Source organism: Baaleninema sp., from assembly GCF_049974805.1.
Lineage (GTDB): Bacteria > Cyanobacteriota > Cyanobacteriia > Cyanobacteriales > Geitlerinemataceae > Baaleninema.
The window spans coordinates 25,627-42,311 of record NZ_JBNGCO010000022.1 but is presented as its reverse complement, the minus strand read 5'-3'; the positions used below and the strand labels follow the sequence as shown (position 1 = coordinate 42,311).

Genomic DNA, 16,685 nt, shown 5'->3' with positions numbered 1-16,685 from the left:
GAAACTGAAGAAGTAGAAACTGAAGAAGTAGAAACTGAAGAAGTAGAAACTGAAGAAGTAGAAACTGAAGAAGTAGAAACTGAAGAAGTAGAAACTGAAGAAGTAGAAACTGAAGAAGTAGAAACTGAAGAAGTAGAAACTGAAGCTGAATTAGAAGAGTCGGGGGAAGAAGAAAGACTCGATCGCGAATTCGCCGTATTTGAATCCCTTCTCGGTGAAGAAGAAACCGAATACGAAGAGCATATCGAACAGGAAATTCTCGAAGAGGTGGTCAAAGCCGAAGCCGAACCGTCAGAAGCCGAAATTCTCGCTGCGTTTGAAACAGAAGTCGAAGAAATAGAAGTCGAAGAAATAGAAGTCGAAGAGGAATTCGAGGAAGACGCCGCAGCGAACGAGTTAACCGCTGTCGAAAGCGAATCCTTATCCGAACCCATCGCCGAGGCGGTTGAGGACGCGGAGGCGGACGCGGACGCAGAAATCGCCGAGGCTGCGATCGCTCCTTTTCTCTGGTCTGACGAAGACGACAGCGAGGACGAAGAGTCTTCCGAGTCCCCCGGTGTCGTAACGGCCAGCGATACCATTTCAACCTTAAACGAACTGCGAGGGGAATCCCTGGCCGCCGCCGACGATCGCCTCGACGACGAAGACGACGAAAACCCACAACTTCTCAGTCCCGATGAAGATGTCTTACTTCCCGAAGACAGGGAGACGGAATCGGGAAGCCATCGCAATGGCCGCGACTTCGATCTCGACGAGACCACGCGAAACCAACTCGAAGCCGATCTTCAAGACCTCGAACGTCCCGAAACCGCCTTAGACTGGGCCCTCGATTCCCCGACCGAATCTCAACCCCCCTCACAGCGAACGTCCGACAAGGTAGTGGAGGAGTTAGAACAGGCGTTCGAGGAACTCGCGGAGGCGTTTTTCGACGGCGACGAAGAAGAATTCGTCAATCCCTTCGTGTTTCGAGAAGAGTCCTTAGAAGACGCCGCCGTTTCTCCCCCGCGTCCGCCACTTCCGCCACCGCCTCGCCGCGTCAGCGTTCCGCCACCGATTTGGCTGGAAAACGACCACCATCGAAGCTGGTATTTGGGTCTCGATTGGACTGACGCTGGACTGTCGGCGGTTCTGTTCGATCGCGAGACGAATTCCCTCTATCCGTTGGGGTGGGAACGGGAAAGCCACAGTTCCCCAGTGTTTCAGCTTCCCTCAGTGGCCGTTCGGTCGGAGGAGGGTTGGACGGTGGGATTCGACGCCATGAGTGAAACCGGCGAGGAAAACGAACTTCGGATAAACCCGTTTCAGCCAGGTCTGGAAGTCGGCGTTCCGTGGACTGACGAAACCGGACGCGATCGCCCAGTGGTACAGTGGACGGAAACGATCGAACTTCCCTTATCGGAAGTCTGCGACGCCTTGCGATCGCTCCTCGAACAAGTCAAAACCGCTCGACCTTACGAAGGGTCTCCTCCCGTTCCCGCTAAGGTTCCCGATATCGCCTCGCTTTTTTCCAAACTCGGCGGCGTCGTGGTGGGAGAAACCGCCAATTCTGAGGAAGCTTATCGCTTCAACTTGCGAGAAGCGATTTTGAAAGCGGGACTCACCCCCCGTCCCGACCGTGTATTTTTCCTCGATCGCGCGATCGCCACGCTGTTTTTTGAATTACACCACAGCGAAGATTCCCAGGAGTCGCCACCGTCCCCGTCCTCCCCTCGCGGAAGTCTGTTAGTCATGGTTGCGGGACTCGACGGACTGTCGGTGACTTTAGCCAACCTCGTGGAGGGGAAAGAACGCCTCGTTCCTCAACCGTTCGTGTCTCGCTGTTTCCCCTACGGAAAACGAGCCGTCGAGGAAGATATTGTGGTGAAGGGGATTTTGGAAAACGACCCCGAGTTATCTCAGCAATTCGGCCTCAGCCAGAGCGATCGCGTTCCCGAAACCGGCCGTCCCGACCTTGAAACCCGCATTGCGTTTCGCCAGCGACTCAACAGTTCGCCGTCCTGGCCTCACCTACAAGAACTGATTGCAGACATCGACACCGCTCTCGCCGAGATCCATTACATCGAATTTGAGTTGAACGGTCGTCGCCACCGCCTCGATCGCCAAACCCTCGATCGCCAAATTCTCCGACCCTGGCTAGAATGGCTCAATCGGGAATTCAACCAACTGTTGAGCGTAACGGGGATATCCGTAGAAGGAATCGATCGCGTTCTGTGTCTCGGCGATTCCCTTCTGCGATCGAGTCTCGTTGGATGGTTGCGGTACAAATTACCGAACGCCGTTCGCCTCGAGACGCCGACGCTTCCCCTCGGCGTCAGCGAAACGGCGATGGGGTTGGCGTTGTTACCCCACTTTCAAGAAACTTTCGATGTGACCGAAACCTCGGGAGACTTTTTAGAACGCCATCAATACAGCGATTGGTTTCTGTTTCGCGAACTCCTCGAAACCTGTCCCGACGGGTCGTTTTCCGTACCCGACATCTTCGAGCGCCTGGAACAGCGAGGAATTCCCACCCGTCGAACCGGCGATCGCATCGCGCGTTTTCTCGACGGCGAACTTCCCTCGGGTCTCGTTCCCACCCCGCCCAACGAGGCTTGGTTGACCGCCGAATCCCGAGAATTACCCCGATACGCCAGACTTCGCGAAACTCCTACCTTCGTCCGAGACGACGATCGAACCTATCGGTCTAACCCCGAACAACGCAACCGCTGGCGTCAGTATTTCCAATTCCTGACCCGCCACAGCCGCCAAACCCTCCGCGACCCCCTCAGTGCAAAACTCGCCAACAGTAAACCGTGAGTGACGATCGATCGCCTCTCCGCGATCGTTTATCGTCCGATCGGTGGCGTTTTAATTGTTTTTTTAATCAATTCATAGGACGAACGGATTCGTGGAAAAGCATCAACGTTTTCTATCAATTATATATTATAGGAGTTGCGTACTTGTCGGTTAAGAAACCCGATTTTTTCGTCCCCGAATAACGAGATTTTGTTTAAAAAACGAGTTTTTGTATCAGTTCTATTTGCTAAAAATCTATAAAAATCTATATTGCGAATAAAACAACAAAACCGCGTTAATTCAACGCGGTTGTAGAAACCCGAAACAAGGGTAATTTGAAAATTTCAGAAGCGGATTCTGTCTAAGATAATCAAGGAGCAAACGGTCTGCAATACCCTTCGCCAGGGCTATACGACATCGTTTTAACAATACCCAATTCCGGACTTTAAACCCGCTTAAAAAATCAAATTGGCAATTACAAATCGCTCGCTTTATCTTCGGTCGCCTCGATATTTTGAGCGTAAGCTTCCAACAAGGTACTAACTTGCGAAAGAACCTCTTTCGGATCGGTTTTTCCGAGAAGTTGTCGTTCGGGGAAGAAATCCGGATGTGCCAAGTTTTGCTGAATCGCGTCGCTCACTTGCTTGGCAATCAAATCTAACAATTGTTCTTTCGCCCGCGCTCTTTGGAAGTTGGCCCCTTCTTCCGTCGTCGCGTAGAGGGGAGGGAGTCGGTTGAGGGCGTAGGCGGCAATATCTCCCACATCGAGCGTCCTATCGGTTGTCGCCTCAATTTCTGCCACCTTGGCGATGGTTTCCGAGAGAACCAACTCTTCCATGACGTTAATAAACTGCTTGCGAGGCAGTACCACCACGTCCCCGGTTAACAGGGCCCCCATCAAGCGATCGAGCGCCATATATTCCTCGATCGAGAGTTCGGAAGCCGTATTACAGATTCGTCCCACCTCCGCTTCCATGACGGGCGTGAGATAACCATCTGCCAGCGCCTGTTCGACAATTTTGACAATACTCATAGCCTATTCGTTATGCGTTACATCGATGTTGAAGTCTCCGGCTCAGTCGGTAGATGGATGCGACGGGGGAGATCGCAAAAAAAAGACATTCCGGGTGGGCGAGAAACTCTGAAATTATACTGCTTTCGTCGGCGCGATCGAAACGGCAATCGATGGCTCGATCGTCGGACGTTTAACATCAGACTTAAAACCTCAGCCTTAAACCTCAGCCTTGAAATTCCGTTGCAACCGTCCGAAAACCCCGATCGCCCAACGGTTCAACTCTATTTCAACCCCAAGTGTTGCCAAGGATAAGGATCGACCGATTCGCCGCGCACGTAAAGCCCCCAGTGCAAATGAGGGCCCGTAGAAATTCCCGTCGAACCCACGCCCCCAATCGTCTGACCGGCTTCGACCATTTGTCCTTCTCGCACGTCAATGCGGCTCAAATGGATATAAATCGTCGTAACACCCTGACCGTGATCGATGCCCACGGTATTTCCGTGTAACTCGAAGCCCTCTTCAACGCGCCCCACCAAAGCCACCCGTCCGGCTGCGGCCGCCCGAACTGGCGCACCCGTGGCGGCGGCGTAGTCGATGCCGCGATGGTAGTAATTACCCGCCCACTCTCCGTTATAGTAGCGGCGCACGCCGTACACCGTCGTCACCGGGCCGTCGCTCGGAGTCAGAAACGGCCCCGTCCAAAACCGCTGCGGCGTCACCAATTGTTTGAAAGCATCCACGAGATCGAACTCGTAATCCGTCCCTTCAATGGCATTGGTTTCGGCAGAAAGCCAAATCTCTTGAATGGGAAAATCGCGATCGCCCACATTCACCGACACCGTTTCCACCGTTCCGTCGCCGCTCACCTGCAACTGACGCACACCCGGACGTTCCAAAGGCGTCGTCGGTAAAAACGCCCGATAGCGGTTTGTCCCCACCGGAAAGGTCTCGTACCGCCGTCCGTTAGCCGTAACCGTCGGCACCGTAGCGTTGTCCGTCTCCGTTTCCACCAACACCGACAAGGTATCCCCCAACCGGGGATTGTCAGGAACTACGCGCACTTCCAACGCCGCCGCCGGGGAAGCCAGGGCAGCCAGTGTCACCGTCGCGGCCGACACCGCTGAAGAGAGAAATCCGCTTGGAGGGCTAAAACAAAAGGTTCGATCGCAGGTCATGATTAACGTCTTCGCCTACCGCCAAAACTCGCTATCTTGATTTTGAAAGCTTAACACTTTTCCTTTTTCTCCTTTCGCCCGTGCAAGAAGACTTCCGTCTGATTTTAGATTTAGTCACCGTTTTGGCGGCCGCCGCCGCTGGCGGTTTGCTGGCTTCCCTGTTGCGCCAACCCGTCCTCCTGGGCTATCTCCTCGGCGGCGTCGCCGTCGGCCCCACCGGCCTGGGTTGGATTAAAGAACTCGTACAAGTCGAAACCCTCGCCCAGTTCGGCGTGGCCTTTTTGTTGTTCGCCTTGGGGGTGGAATTTTCCCTCACAGAACTGCAAAAAGTCCGGGGTATCGCCCTCGGCGGCGGTGCGTTGCAAATTCTCCTCACCATCGCGGTCGCCACCGTCGTCCTCCCCCTCGTCGGTTGGGCCAGCGACCCCATCCAAGGCGTGTTTTTAGGGGCGACGCTTTCCCTTTCCTCCACGGCGGTCGTCCTCAAAACCCTGATGGAACGCAACCAAACGGAAACCCCCCACGGTCAAGTCATGTTGGGGATTCTGGTGGTGCAGGACTTAGCCCTGGGGCTGATGCTGGCGGTTCTTCCGGCGTTGAACGCTTCCCCGGAAGAGTTGGGACTCGCCGTCGCTTGGGCGTTGCTGAAAATCGTACTTTTCGGTTTGGCGGCGGTGGCGGCGGGGAAATGGGCGATTCCGCCTCTGTTGAGGTTTTTGGCGCAGCGAGAAAGCGACGAACTGTTTTTGTTGGGAGTGGTCGCCCTCTGTTTGGGGATTGCTATTTTGACCGATCGATTGGGCTTTTCCATTGAAATGGGGGCGTTCGTGGCGGGGTTGACCATTTCGGAAGTGGAATATGCCGACCAAACTCTAACTTACGTGGAACCTCTGCGAGATGTGTTTTCGGCCCTGTTTTTCGTGTCGGTGGGAATGCTCATCGACCCTCTGTTTCTCTGGCAACATCTGGATTCTATTTTGGGGTTCGTGGCCTTGGTGGTGTTGGGAAAATCCCTCATCGTGGTTCCTCTGGTGCGTCTGTTCGGCTACGACTTGAAAACGTCGATTTTGGTGGGGTTGGGTTTGGCGCAAATCGGGGAATTTTCCTTCGTCTTGGCCAGTAAGGGGCAGATGTTAGGGTTGGTGTCCAAGTCGGTGTATTTGCCGATTGCGGGAACTACCGCCCTGACGCTGGTGGTGACGCCGTTTATTTTGCGAGGGGTGCCGATGTTGTTGAATTGGCTGGAAACGCAGCCGATGTTTCAGTCCTATTTTGAGGGGACTGCGGCGGCGGTGGTGGAACCGGAAGACAGCGTTCTGGAGGGTCATGTGGTGGTTTGTGGATACGGCCGGGTGGGGCGAAATTTGGTGGGGCGATTGCGGGAAACGCCCAATTGTCCGGTGTTGGCGATCGATCGATCGGAAGCGGCCATCGCACAGGCCCGCACGGATGGTATTGCGTATTTGTACGGGAACGCTTCCAGTTTGCGGGTGTTGGAGGGGGCGCATCTCGATCGCGCCCGCACGATGGCCATCGCGCTTCCGGATGCGATGAGTACGCGGCTGTGTTTGAAACGGGCTTTGGAGTTGGCGCCAGACCTCGATATTGTGGTTCAGGCGAACCGGGAACAGGATATCGAACTGCTGTATCAACTGGGGGCGAAAGAGGTGGTACAGCCGCAGTTTGAGGGTAGTTTGGAGCTTTTATCGCACCTGTTGGCGGCGTTGGGACTTTCGCCGTTTCGCATTTCTCGGGAAGTGGAACAGATTCGCAACAGTCATTATTTGGAGTTGCGTCCGCAGCGGGAACCGGATGTGGTGGCGCGAGACTTGCAGGTGGCGGCGCAGGAGTTAAACAGCCGTTGGTTGTCGTTACCGACGGGATCGCCGCTTTTGGGGATGACGTTGGAACAGGCGAATTTACGACAGCTTACGGGGGTGACGCTGATGGCGATTCAGCGTCAGGAAGGGGAGGAAATCGATTATCCCGATGCGACGACGGCGTTGTTACCGAAGGATCGTTTGTTGGTGGTGGGAGAGGATGCGGAGTTGGCGGCGTTTCAGCAGTTGGCGACGGGAGAAGTAGCGGTTCTGGAGAATCGCCCCGCCTCTGTGTGGTTGCAGGTTTCGCAGGACAGTCCGGCGGTCGATCGAACGTTGGCGGAGTTGGACTGGCGCCGTCGGTTTCGGGTGCAGGTTCGATCGATTCGGCGAAAGGGACGTTTTATCCGTTTCCCTCACGGGGGGACGCCAGTGCGATCGGGCGATCGCCTATTGTTGTGCGGGAAGGAAAAGCAGATCGATCGCCTGCGGGAGTGGGCGAAATCCAGCGAAACCGTCGAGGAAGAAATAGTTTCAGAATAGAAGAACGCCTATAGAAGATCCCCAGAATTCCAGCCGAATTATAAGATCCCCGGCATCTTGGAGATGCCGGGGATCTCGTCACGACGATCTAGCCACGACAGAAATCTCGCGACGAGATGAGAAATCGCCAACTTCTCAAAAAACGCTCAAACCGACTCAAAAGCCCAGCAAGTTTCCGATGGCGTTCAACACGCTTTGATAAAAGTTGCCTTCCAATTCTCGGAACAGTTGAAAGGGTTCCCCCGGAGCGCCGAAAAACGGACGCAACGTCCAACCGAGTTGGCTACCCACAAAGGCAAAGAGAAACAACCAGGCTTGTAACAGGTTTTTGCGGTTTTGATGGCCGTTTACATCGTCTTGATGGGACATCATTTGCATCTCTTGATAGAGAAAGAATACCCCGACCACTCCCGTCAATCCAAAGATAGCAACGTTGAGCAGAATAAAGAAACTATAATCGGGAGCCGTAATCAGGAAAAACAGCGTGACAGGGGCGAAACTAAAGAGTAAAATACTAATAGAAGCCAGGGATGCCGTCAGGACTGCCAGATGTTGAGTCAAGCTTTTTCGAGACCCAAATAAAACGTTAAAAAAGTAGAGAGTTGGGAAACAAACAATGGCAGTCATGAGGTATAAAATCGGAACTTTGACTGCCGAAGAAAGGGTTTGCATCCAGGTGCTAAACGAGCCGATAATTGCACCGTAAACCGCAAAAAAAATCGAACTAGAAAAGAGCAGGGCTGTGATTTTGTATTTAACCTGTTTTCCTTGAGAGATTTCTGCCATGAATCCCACGCGATCGCGCAAGAGACTCATGAGGACGGAAAAGTAGCCTTCAACGGGTTGTCGTTTCTGAATTGTCATGTTTGACCTCGGTTAGGCATATCTCGAAAGGTATTGTTAATAAATGCCGTATTCGCGATGCGATCGAACGCTTCGGGGTTGAGGGAAAAAGTATCGGCGGCGTTATTCTCGAACTTGCAATTTTCAAGAACGATGGCGTTGGCGAGATTGGCATCAAATATCGCGGAATACTCGTCCGATACGGCATTATCGTTAAACTCACAACCGTTGAATTCGATTCCGGAAGAGTCGGGGGCATAAATTAAGGTAAATTTCTGATTGTAGGCAAACTCGCAATCGATAAACTGACTGTCGGTGACGGAAATTAAAGAGGCGATGCCGTAGGTACAATGGCGGACAGAGGTATTGCGGGCGATGAAATTTTGGGTGTTGCGGAGGATAAATCCGTAAGTGCCGCTACCGAACAGATTGCTATTTTTAATTTCGATTTGGTGGCATCCGGCTAAGCCGAGAACGCCGCCGCTGCAATAGCCTGTATCGGGGAAATGTCCCAGTTCCAAGTTGTCTAAAACGACGTTTTGGGCGTTAATCAAACTGAGAGCGGTGGCGTATCGGGGGCGTACCAGCAATCGGGGCGATCGCGCTCCCAATCCGATAATTTTTAAATTCTCGACGCCGTAAATATGGAATTGTTCGCCGTCGTGAACCGCCTCGAAGTTCACCGCATCGCTGGCGGCGGATCGATCGACATTCGTTAAATCGTAACTTCCGGGGTTGACGAAAATGGTACGGTTGGAACCGATGGCTTCGAGGAAGGCTTCGGCGGTACTGACGTAAATCTCGGTGTCGTCTGGGGTAGCGTCGGGGGTGGCGTCTGGGGTTGTCTCAGCAGCGACGCGGTGTCGTTGCGTTTCCACCGCAACCGAAGCCACCGCCGCCGCCAGACTCCAGCTTAAAAACCGTCGCCGACTCGTCAATGGCTTCCCGTTCGTGCGATCGATTGGTGTCATGGCTTTCTCCTCACTGGGCAATGGCTGCCTAAAATAGTTATCAGTTTCGATCGATACCCTTCCAGAAACCGCCCGTCATGCAAGTTGAATTTCACATTCTCCGACAAACCCGCGATCGCGCCCCTCGCATCCAAAGCTACACCCTCGACGTGGAACCGAGCGACACGATTCTAACCTGTCTCAATCGGATTAAATGGGAACAAGACGGAAGCCTCGCCTTTCGCAAAAACTGCCGCAATACCATCTGTGGCAGTTGTTCGATGCGAATTAACGGACGTTCTGCCCTCGCTTGTAAGGAAAACGTGGGAAGCGAACTGAAACGGCTGGAAACGACGAACGGGAACGTTCCGGCGATCGCGATCGCCCCCATGGGCAATATGCCCGTGATTAAAGACTTAGTAGTGGATATGACGCGGTTTTGGGACGATCTCGATGCCGTCGATCCCTACGTGAGTAGCAACGCGCGACGGGTTCCCGAACGGGAGTTTCTGCAATCCCCCGAAGAACGGGAAAAATTCGACAGCAGCGGAAACTGCATCCTCTGCGGGGCTTGTTACTCCGAATGCAACGCTTTAGAAGTCAACGAGAATTTTGTCGGACCCCACGCCTTGGCGAAAGCCCAGCGCCTGGTGTTCGACTCCCGTGACGATCGCACCGAGGAACGATTGGAAAATTACAACAATGCAAATTCCGGCGTGTGGGGCTGTACCCGCTGTTATTACTGTAATTCCGTCTGTCCGATGGAGGTGGCACCGCTCGATCGCATCGGCGAGGTGAAAAGCCAAATCCTCGAACAGAGCGATCCTCAAACCAGTACCGCCGTGCGTCACCGTAAGGTTCTCGTGGAGTTAGTGCGCGAGGGGGGCTGGATTGACGAACGCAAGTTTGGCGTGCAGGTGGTGGGGAACTACTTCCGCGATATCCGAGGGTTGTTGAGTATTGCGCCGTTGGGGTTGCGGTTGTTGGTTTCCGGTAAGCTGCCTCTCGGGTTCGATCCTTCAGAGGGAACGGCGGAAGTTCGCGGGATTGTCGATCGCGTGCGAGCCGAAACGAAGTCTTAAGCGATCGATTTCACCCTAGATTCTGCCAGATCCCCCACATCTCCAAGATGTCGGGGATCTTATACGTCTTGGGCTTGAAAGTCGCCAAGCGGCAACAGTCGACGCCGAAAAAAGGCACAAAAAAAAGCCCGTGACGAGACTTGAACTCGTGACCTCACCCTTACCAAGGGTGTGCTCTACCGCTGAGCTACACGGGCGCTGAAGATGGGCCGGGCTGGATTCGAACCAGCGTAGGCGTAGCCAGCGGATTTACAGTCCGCCCCCATTAACCACTCGGGCACCGACCCTCATTTCTTCAGTTGTCGTGACCACCGTTTCTGTGTCACAGATTTATATCTTAGCACAGCTATTTGAAATTGCAACCCCCTTTCGGAAAAAAAGTTGAATTTCCGCTAAAACGGCGGTAGGCGGGGCGATCGCGCCCCCCTCAGACGCCACCGAAATCGCCCATAGCCCCCTTCAGGGGAAGGACATTAGGGTATAAACGTCTCGTCTGATGCCTGAGTCGGCGGCGGACGTCGGGTCACTTTCGGGCGTTTGGAACCCTTCAACCCCACCCACGCGATATTGAAGTAACAGGCGGCTAACAGCAAACTCGACAATCCCAACCGGGCGATCGACTTCCAAACCCCCAGCTTGGAGGCTTCCTTGGCTTCCTTACTCTGTTGTTGAACCTTTTCGAGCAAACTCGTGCGAATCCCCTGAATTTGGCGGTCTAACGCTTGCGGATTTTCGCGCAACTCCTGCAACTGAGCTAACTCTTCCTCTGATAGCGGTTCGTCCCCCACCAACTCCCGAACCATCGTCTCTGAATCCGGCGACTCCTCCAAAAGTCTCAGATACAGTTGTTTTTGCTGCTGAAGCTGCACGTCGATTTGTTCGATACTGGCCGCTGCCTTCTCGTCGATAGTTGTCATGGCTTGACGACTCGCTGCGATCGCCGACAACGCATGAATCGGAATCACGATCGCGAAAATTGCCGCCAGAACGGCCGACAAACGAAACGCCAGGGTTTTCGTAGATTGAACCCATTTATCGGTTTCCTTAGCCCGCCCCACCATCGTCTCAAAGCCAATCCCCCCGAAAATCGCTCCGATTCCGATTAACGGAACCACCCCCTGCTCGACAATTTGCGAAGTGAAGTTCAGCCACCACGTCACCTCACCGAGGTTTAAAGGGAACAGTAACAGCAGGTAGTTAAGTAGCGATATAAAAATTAAGGTCGTACCGGCCAGTTTTAAGGCTCTGGCTGCTTGAGCTAGTGTTTTTTTTCGCTCTTGTACCTTCATCTGAAAAATCCACCGATAGAATTATGGCAACTGGAATTAAATCGTCCTAGGACTTACGCAGCAGGCCAGTGGTTAACGAAATTCCGTGATTTCCGCCCCCAGACAGGAACCCAACACTAGATTTCTTGACCGACAACTGCGTAACTCCTGGGTATTTTTCCGCTCTCGCCCAACTTCCCTAAAATAGGGAATCGCTGAAGGGAGAGAAATCGGCATCGATGTCGCCCTGACTTGGCAATGGTTACATGGTCGCCTGAACTCTTCACCAACGTCAATTTATTGACTTTACAAAAGCTGCATAAATTCACTTTTTTACTTCACAATTTCTTTACATACAATTGAATTGACGCTTTAGTTTACCTCGGATACCATTAAATTAGGTATTGTATTTTTTGCTTTATTCCTAGCAAGAACCCTTCTCCTTGTCAGCATTTTAAAATTCCGAACAAACACGGAAGACATTGCTTGCAACATACAAAATTTACGTAAAAACACAGAGACCCGAACCATGTCCATCGCGAAAAAGCACCTCGCTGCCCTAACCTCAACCGCCTTGTTACTACTCGGTAGCGTCGCCGCTGCCCCCGCGAAGGCGTTACCCATTTTCGGCACCGAGAGCGACCACGACCTTCAAATGATTGTTGATGGAGAAGTGGCCCTCGACAACATGCAAACGAACTTCCTCAATAGCTTGTCGAGCCGCTTAGTTGCCGATACTGAGGTTGCCAGTTTTGCCGAAAAACCGACAGCTCTCCTGCAAGACCCCAGCCGTATGGATAATCTATACGCCGGAACTTCCGTCGATCCGAGCAGTCCCCCCACAAGTGGCATGGTATTTACCAAAGAAGGTTGTAGTGTTGCCGCTGACTGTGGCTTAAAAGCGATCGGACTGGCGAACACCCTCAAATGTGCGTCTTCGGGATACGATCCCGAAGCCTGGGCGAAATGTTTGCGGGAGAAAGATTACGACGCTTACATGGCGGCGACTGCTTGCACTTGGGGAAATTGCCCCGGCTTTACCGCCCTTCCCGGTGAAGGGGTTTACGCTTGCTCGCAACCGGAAGGTTTAGGGGTCTTCGCCACGCCGGGAAATCTCAGCGAGACCATCGCCCTCAATTAAGCCGCCTCACCGTTTTAAAGTTCTCACTCCCTACGTCCTCCTTTTCTGGGGGGCGTTTTTTTGCGATCGAGCGAGAATCGATCTCTCGCCTCCTCCAGAATTCGCCGCCAATGCCACACTAGAAACGTTGCCAACCCGCAGAACTCACGATGACTTCGACCCTCTACCGTCAAATTCAAACGTTCTACGACAGTTCCACCGAACTCTGGGAGCAAGTTTGGGGCGAACACCTCCACCACGGCTATTACGGCGATCGAAATCCGCAAAACCTCGATCGCCGACAAGCCCAAATCGACCTTCTCGAACAACTCCTACAGTGGGTCGAAACCTGCGGTAACGCCACCCCGCTCTCGTCTAACACCCAAGTTCTCGATGTCGGATGCGGCGTCGGCGGAAGCAGCCTCTACCTTTCCCGCAAATACGACACCAAAGCCACCGGAATCACCCTCAGCCCCGTTCAAGCCCAACGGGCCGCCGAACGCGCCGCCGAAGCCCGACGGAGCGGCTCTCTGGGCTTCCTCGTCGCCGACGCCCTCAACGTTCCCTTCACCGATAACAGCTTCGATTGGGTGTGGTCTCTCGAAAGCGGCGAACATATGCCCGACAAAACCCAATTTATCGAAGAATGTTACCGCCTCCTCAAACCCGGCGGTACTTTCGTCCTGGCCACCTGGTGTCACCGCCCCATCTCGGAAAGCCAAGGACGCCTCACCGCTTCAGAAGTTCAGCATTTATCGGAAATTTACCAGATTTACCACCTGCCTTACGTGATTTCTCTGCCCGAATACGCCGAAATCGCCCAGAAAACGGGATTTCAAAACGTAAAAACCGATGATTGGTCCGAAGCCGTCGCCCCCTTTTGGAACGACGTTCTCAATTCCGCCTTCGATCCGGCAGTGGTTTTGGGTATCCTGCAATCGGGATGGGAAACCCTACGCGGGGCGTTAGCCATCGGTTTGATGCGCGACGGCTACCAACGGGGTTTGATTCGTTACGGCGTCCTCTGTGGAACTAAACCCGTGGTTTAGACTGAAAATCGTGAAAAACCCATATTCCTGACAGTTGCATGGATTCTACACCGATCGCCCAATGGCACAAGACTCGATCGATCCTTTATGCCTTTTGGAAGTTTAGCCGCCCCCATACCATCGTCGGTACGAGTTTGAGCGTTTGGGGATTGTTCGCCCTAGCGGTGGGCGTCGGCGAATTCACCACCGCCAGTTTACTTCCGCCGCTGTGGGCGTGGTTGGCGTGTTTGTGCGGGAACCTCTACATCGTCGGTTTGAACCAACTCGAAGATATTGAGATCGATCGCGTCAACAAACCCCATCTTCCCCTGGCGTCGGGGGAATTTTCCCCCTCTCAAGGAAGAGGGATTGTCGGTTTGACGGGAATCGCTGCTCTCGCCGTCGCCGCAACTCAGGGAATTTGGCTGTTTGCGACTGTCGCCGTCAGTCTCGCCTTGGGAACGGCGTACTCGCTTCCGCCGCTGCGGTTGAAACGGTTTCCCTTTTGGGCGTCGTTTTGTATCTTTACCGTGCGCGGTGTGGTGGTGAATTTGGGGCTGTTTCTTCACTTCAACGATGGATTTCCCCTGTCGCCGGAAGTTTGGGCGTTGACGCTGTTCGTGTTGGGCTTTACCTTCGCTATTGCCATTTTTAAAGATATTCCCGATTTCGAGGGAGACAAACGCTATAACATCTCAACCCTGACGATTCGTCTGGGGGCCTCTGCGGTGTCTCGCCTCGCTTTAATTGTCATTTCGCTGTGCGATGTAGCGATGGCGGTGGGGGGGTGGTTGTGGCTTCCCGACGCCAACGGAACTCTCGTCGTGACGACACATTTGGCGGTGTTGGCGTTGTTGTGGTGGCGTCGTCGGAATTTGGATTTGGACGATCGAACTTCGATCTCCCGGTTTTACCAATTTATCTGGAAGCTCTTTTTCCTCGAATACATTATGTTTCCGATGTCTTGTCTGTTGCAGTGAACGGCGAACCCTGTCTCATCATCCCCTCATCCCCTCATCCCCTCATCCCCTCATCTCCTCATCCCCATCTCGCATAATATGAGTGATGCACTCATCCTTAAGGGACTCAACATAAAGGAGTTGTCATGGACGTTAAAACTTTAATTCTCGCGATTACCCCGGTTTTCGTGGTCTTGTGCCTGTTTTTCGGGACGCGGAACGGATACTACGATACCGATAAGTACCACGGAAACGGATCGGCTCACTAAATCCTTGGTTTTTGAGGGATTTAGCTTGAAATAGCCGCGATCGCATCGAGTTCGGACAAACAACGACAAACGACCTCGTTTCCGAACTCTCGATCGAACCCCGTTTTCAAGACCGATCGATCGCACCCGCTCGCGCGGGTGTTTTGTTATGTAACCCTGACATTCAATTGACAGCCAAAGCCGTTAACTGTAATAATAAACACAGACAGAAAACCAATCGTTCATCCTCTTCGCGCCGCACGGCTCGAGTTGTAGAGAGCCAACGGGCGGGAGGACGGAAGTAGGGAGAGATCCTGAAGGAACGCGCCTCTATCGAACCCGATACACAGTCACGACACGTAATGGAGGCGAAAACCATGAAACTCTGCTATCGCGGTATCCCCTACGATTACACTCCCCCTGAAGTGGAAACCACCCCGAGCGATCTGGTGGGAACCTACCGGGGAATTGACGTGCGATTCCGCAATCCCAAGAAACCCTTGGTCTTGCAACCGACCCTCGACCTGAAATATCGCGGCGTCGCCTATCGCACCAACGGCGCACCTGCTGAAGACGCGCCCAAACCGACGGTTCAACCAGAAACCGTTCCGGCACCCGTCGCCGAAGTTGCACCGGAACCCGCTATGGCGGTCTCTTTGCAACAACGGATGCGCGAGTTGATGCTCAAAGGCGAAGTGGCCACGCGCCAACGCCAACAAACCATGTTGAACCGCTTGGCGTCTGAAGTCGGCTTAACGGTCGATGTGGACGAATACTGGCGTCAGTTCCATCGCTTCGTCGATGCGGGCGATCGCGCCACCTACGGTCCGAGTGCAGTGGCCGTAAGCTAAGCTAAAGCTAAGAGAAGAGATTTCGTAACGATAACTGCTAGGGGCAAACGCCGTTTGCCCCGACTAGCACCATGATAAAGCTCGATCGATGAAATTCAGAGATCGAGCTTTTTTCGCTTAAGCTGGGTTTCCACTCACCACAGAGACAGATCCCCCCGCAAAGGTGGGAGACACCCCTGTTTTAAACTTTGATTCTCTATAAAATCTCGGAATTCCTAACGGAAATTTTCGGGATTGAAGCGGGGGTTCTTGGGAGAAGACGGGGCGGGAGAATGGCTGTAATTAGAATCCGTTAACTGCGCACCCGTGCCACCGTCAGCGGGGTCGAGAAACGGTCGCAAGTCTACCCAAGCCGAACTTTGAGGCGCTCGATCGCCCGAAAGTCCGCCCGGTAAATCGATACCCAACAACTCTTCAATTTCGCGAATTTCTCGACCTTCTCCCGTTAACGCCATCACCGCATCGGTGGAAGTTCCCGCATCGGCGAGGACGATATTTTCAAACACTAAATCCCGAGTTTGTTGAGGGTCTTGACCGGGAGGAACCGTCAAAACAATGCGACAGGCGGGATTGGCTTGAGTGGTCACGCAAACGATATCGTAACCGTTTTCGACCGCCGTTCCCAACTCCAACAACCCATCGGGGCGATAGGACTCCAGACGGCGGCTAATTTCCTCACAGCGACGTTGTGGCGTCCATCCGCCGCCGAGTTGCGTCGGCGACGCCCAAGCGTAGCCCCGACCCGGTTGGCTTTCGGGATAGTACATCACCGTGTACTGGTTGTTAATCCCTTCACAGGTGAAGCGAGGGGAACTGGTGTCGGGGGATGGCGGCGTCGGTTCGGACTCCGACGGTTCCGAGGAGGGGGGAAGTTCGGGAATTTGCGCGATCGCCGTTCCCATCGTTCCTAAGAGAACCGCGACGCCGACCGCCAGAGAGGTTTTCGGACCGATCGATCGAGCAATAGAGTTAAACATAGTCCATCAAATCGTAACAGCACGGCGGACG

Annotated in this window: 15 protein-coding genes, 2 tRNA genes and 1 riboswitch; of the genes, 9 read left to right on the top strand and 8 right to left on the bottom strand. The window is 53.5% G+C overall.

What is annotated here, in order from left to right; genetic code table 11:
- Nucleotides 1-2,796 (top strand): hypothetical protein (locus tag ACP5D4_RS06635; RefSeq protein WP_428010841.1); only part of this gene is annotated, 2,796 nt, incomplete at its 5' end.
- 454 nt (nucleotides 2,797-3,250) lie between these two features.
- Here ACP5D4_RS06635 and ACP5D4_RS06630 read toward each other — a convergent pair.
- Nucleotides 3,251-3,808 carry a late competence development ComFB family protein gene (locus ACP5D4_RS06630; RefSeq protein WP_428010840.1) on the bottom strand — a complete coding sequence of 186 codons (558 nt, stop codon included), beginning with the start codon at nucleotides 3,806-3,808 and terminating at the stop codon, nucleotides 3,251-3,253.
- Between the two features lie 12 nt (nucleotides 3,809-3,820).
- On the opposite strand from ACP5D4_RS06630, the gene ACP5D4_RS06625 reads away from it, so the two are divergent.
- Entirely contained in the window at nucleotides 3,821-4,102 is a 282-nt protein-coding gene (locus ACP5D4_RS06625) for a hypothetical protein (RefSeq protein ID WP_428010839.1), read from the top strand.
- Here the strand turns inward: ACP5D4_RS06625 and ACP5D4_RS06620 are convergent.
- Nucleotides 4,072-4,965 (bottom strand): M23 family metallopeptidase, encoded by an 894-nt coding sequence (locus ACP5D4_RS06620; RefSeq protein WP_428010838.1) that lies wholly within the window; start codon nucleotides 4,963-4,965, stop codon nucleotides 4,072-4,074. The two genes, ACP5D4_RS06625 and ACP5D4_RS06620, sit on opposite strands and share 31 nt — an antisense overlap.
- Before the next feature lie 80 nt (nucleotides 4,966-5,045).
- On the opposite strand from ACP5D4_RS06620, the gene ACP5D4_RS06615 reads away from it, so the two are divergent.
- Nucleotides 5,046-7,328 carry a cation:proton antiporter gene (locus ACP5D4_RS06615; protein WP_428010837.1) on the top strand — a complete coding sequence of 761 codons (2,283 nt, stop codon included), beginning with the start codon at nucleotides 5,046-5,048 and terminating at the stop codon, nucleotides 7,326-7,328.
- Between the two features lie 156 nt (nucleotides 7,329-7,484).
- On the opposite strand, the gene ACP5D4_RS06610 is transcribed toward ACP5D4_RS06615, so the two are convergent.
- Entirely contained in the window at nucleotides 7,485-8,192 is a 708-nt protein-coding gene (locus ACP5D4_RS06610; protein ID WP_428010836.1) for an actin-binding WH2 domain-containing protein, read from the bottom strand.
- Nucleotides 8,189-9,142, bottom strand: coding sequence for a right-handed parallel beta-helix repeat-containing protein (locus tag ACP5D4_RS06605; RefSeq protein WP_428010835.1), 954 nt, complete (start codon nucleotides 9,140-9,142; stop codon nucleotides 8,189-8,191). Before ACP5D4_RS06605 ends, ACP5D4_RS06610 begins: the two co-directional genes overlap by 4 nt.
- A 77-nt stretch (nucleotides 9,143-9,219) precedes the next feature.
- On the opposite strand from ACP5D4_RS06605, the gene ACP5D4_RS06600 reads away from it, so the two are divergent.
- Complete coding sequence (locus ACP5D4_RS06600) at nucleotides 9,220-10,203, top strand: succinate dehydrogenase/fumarate reductase iron-sulfur subunit (protein ID WP_428010834.1); 984 nt, start codon at nucleotides 9,220-9,222, stop codon at nucleotides 10,201-10,203.
- Between the two features lie 125 nt (nucleotides 10,204-10,328).
- On the opposite strand, the gene ACP5D4_RS06595 is transcribed toward ACP5D4_RS06600, so the two are convergent.
- The 3 genes from ACP5D4_RS06595 to ACP5D4_RS06585 form a co-directional block, all read right to left on the bottom strand.
- Nucleotides 10,329-10,400, bottom strand: a tRNA-Thr gene (locus ACP5D4_RS06595).
- Between the two features lie 8 nt (nucleotides 10,401-10,408).
- A tRNA-Tyr gene (locus ACP5D4_RS06590) sits at nucleotides 10,409-10,490 on the bottom strand.
- Nucleotides 10,491-10,676: 186 nt separating this feature from the next.
- On the bottom strand, nucleotides 10,677-11,492 hold the full coding sequence (locus ACP5D4_RS06585; protein ID WP_428010833.1) for an HpsJ family protein: 816 nt from the start codon (nucleotides 11,490-11,492) through the stop codon (nucleotides 10,677-10,679).
- 508 nt (nucleotides 11,493-12,000) lie between these two features.
- Here ACP5D4_RS06585 and ACP5D4_RS06580 point away from each other — a divergent pair.
- The 5 genes from ACP5D4_RS06580 (at nucleotide 12,001) to ACP5D4_RS06560 (ending at nucleotide 15,677) form a co-directional block, all read left to right on the top strand.
- The gene (locus ACP5D4_RS06580; protein WP_428010832.1) at nucleotides 12,001-12,612 is read left to right on the top strand and encodes a hypothetical protein; all 612 of its coding nucleotides are present in this window, start codon (nucleotides 12,001-12,003) and stop codon (nucleotides 12,610-12,612) included.
- Between the two features lie 149 nt (nucleotides 12,613-12,761).
- Entirely contained in the window at nucleotides 12,762-13,640 is an 879-nt protein-coding gene (locus ACP5D4_RS06575) for a methyltransferase domain-containing protein (protein WP_428010831.1), read from the top strand.
- Nucleotides 13,641-13,678: 38 nt separating this feature from the next.
- A complete protein-coding gene (locus ACP5D4_RS06570) occupies nucleotides 13,679-14,599 on the top strand; it encodes a homogentisate phytyltransferase (protein ID WP_428010830.1) in 921 nt (306 codons plus the stop codon).
- A 125-nt stretch (nucleotides 14,600-14,724) separates the two neighbouring features.
- A complete protein-coding gene (locus ACP5D4_RS06565) occupies nucleotides 14,725-14,847 on the top strand; it encodes a hypothetical protein (protein ID WP_428010829.1) in 123 nt (40 codons plus the stop codon).
- A gap of 216 nt (nucleotides 14,848-15,063) precedes the next feature.
- Nucleotides 15,064-15,155, top strand: a riboswitch (Glutamine riboswitch).
- A 48-nt stretch (nucleotides 15,156-15,203) separates the two neighbouring features.
- Nucleotides 15,204-15,677 (top strand): DUF4278 domain-containing protein, encoded by a 474-nt coding sequence (locus ACP5D4_RS06560; protein WP_428010828.1) that lies wholly within the window; start codon nucleotides 15,204-15,206, stop codon nucleotides 15,675-15,677.
- 215 nt (nucleotides 15,678-15,892) lie between these two features.
- Here the strand turns inward: ACP5D4_RS06560 and ACP5D4_RS06555 are convergent, their stop codons facing one another.
- On the bottom strand, nucleotides 15,893-16,654 hold the full coding sequence (locus tag ACP5D4_RS06555) for a COP23 domain-containing protein (protein ID WP_428010827.1): 762 nt from the start codon (nucleotides 16,652-16,654) through the stop codon (nucleotides 15,893-15,895).
- Nucleotides 16,655-16,685 lie beyond the last annotated feature (31 nt).

What these genes read in the sequence shown, in the direction of transcription:
- ACP5D4_RS06555 (WP_428010827.1), bottom strand. Translation starts at nt 16,654, where the DNA reads ATGTTTAACTCTATTGCTCGATCGATCGGTCCGAAAACCTCTCTGGCG.
- ACP5D4_RS06585 (WP_428010833.1), bottom strand. Translation starts at nt 11,492, where the DNA reads ATGAAGGTACAAGAGCGAAAAAAAACACTAGCTCAAGCAGCCAGAGCC.
- ACP5D4_RS06570 (WP_428010830.1), top strand. Translation starts at nt 13,679, where the DNA reads ATGGATTCTACACCGATCGCCCAATGGCACAAGACTCGATCGATCCTT.
- ACP5D4_RS06575 (WP_428010831.1), top strand. Translation starts at nt 12,762, where the DNA reads ATGACTTCGACCCTCTACCGTCAAATTCAAACGTTCTACGACAGTTCC.
- ACP5D4_RS06625 (WP_428010839.1), top strand. Translation starts at nt 3,821, where the DNA reads ATGCGTTACATCGATGTTGAAGTCTCCGGCTCAGTCGGTAGATGGATG.
- ACP5D4_RS06610 (WP_428010836.1), bottom strand. Translation starts at nt 8,192, where the DNA reads ATGACAATTCAGAAACGACAACCCGTTGAAGGCTACTTTTCCGTCCTC.
- ACP5D4_RS06605 (WP_428010835.1), bottom strand. Translation starts at nt 9,142, where the DNA reads ATGACACCAATCGATCGCACGAACGGGAAGCCATTGACGAGTCGGCGA.
- ACP5D4_RS06620 (WP_428010838.1), bottom strand. Translation starts at nt 4,965, where the DNA reads ATGACCTGCGATCGAACCTTTTGTTTTAGCCCTCCAAGCGGATTTCTC.
- ACP5D4_RS06600 (WP_428010834.1), top strand. Translation starts at nt 9,220, where the DNA reads ATGCAAGTTGAATTTCACATTCTCCGACAAACCCGCGATCGCGCCCCT.
- ACP5D4_RS06630 (WP_428010840.1), bottom strand. Translation starts at nt 3,808, where the DNA reads ATGAGTATTGTCAAAATTGTCGAACAGGCGCTGGCAGATGGTTATCTC.
- ACP5D4_RS06565 (WP_428010829.1), top strand. Translation starts at nt 14,725, where the DNA reads ATGGACGTTAAAACTTTAATTCTCGCGATTACCCCGGTTTTCGTGGTC.
- ACP5D4_RS06560 (WP_428010828.1), top strand. Translation starts at nt 15,204, where the DNA reads ATGAAACTCTGCTATCGCGGTATCCCCTACGATTACACTCCCCCTGAA.
- ACP5D4_RS06580 (WP_428010832.1), top strand. Translation starts at nt 12,001, where the DNA reads ATGTCCATCGCGAAAAAGCACCTCGCTGCCCTAACCTCAACCGCCTTG.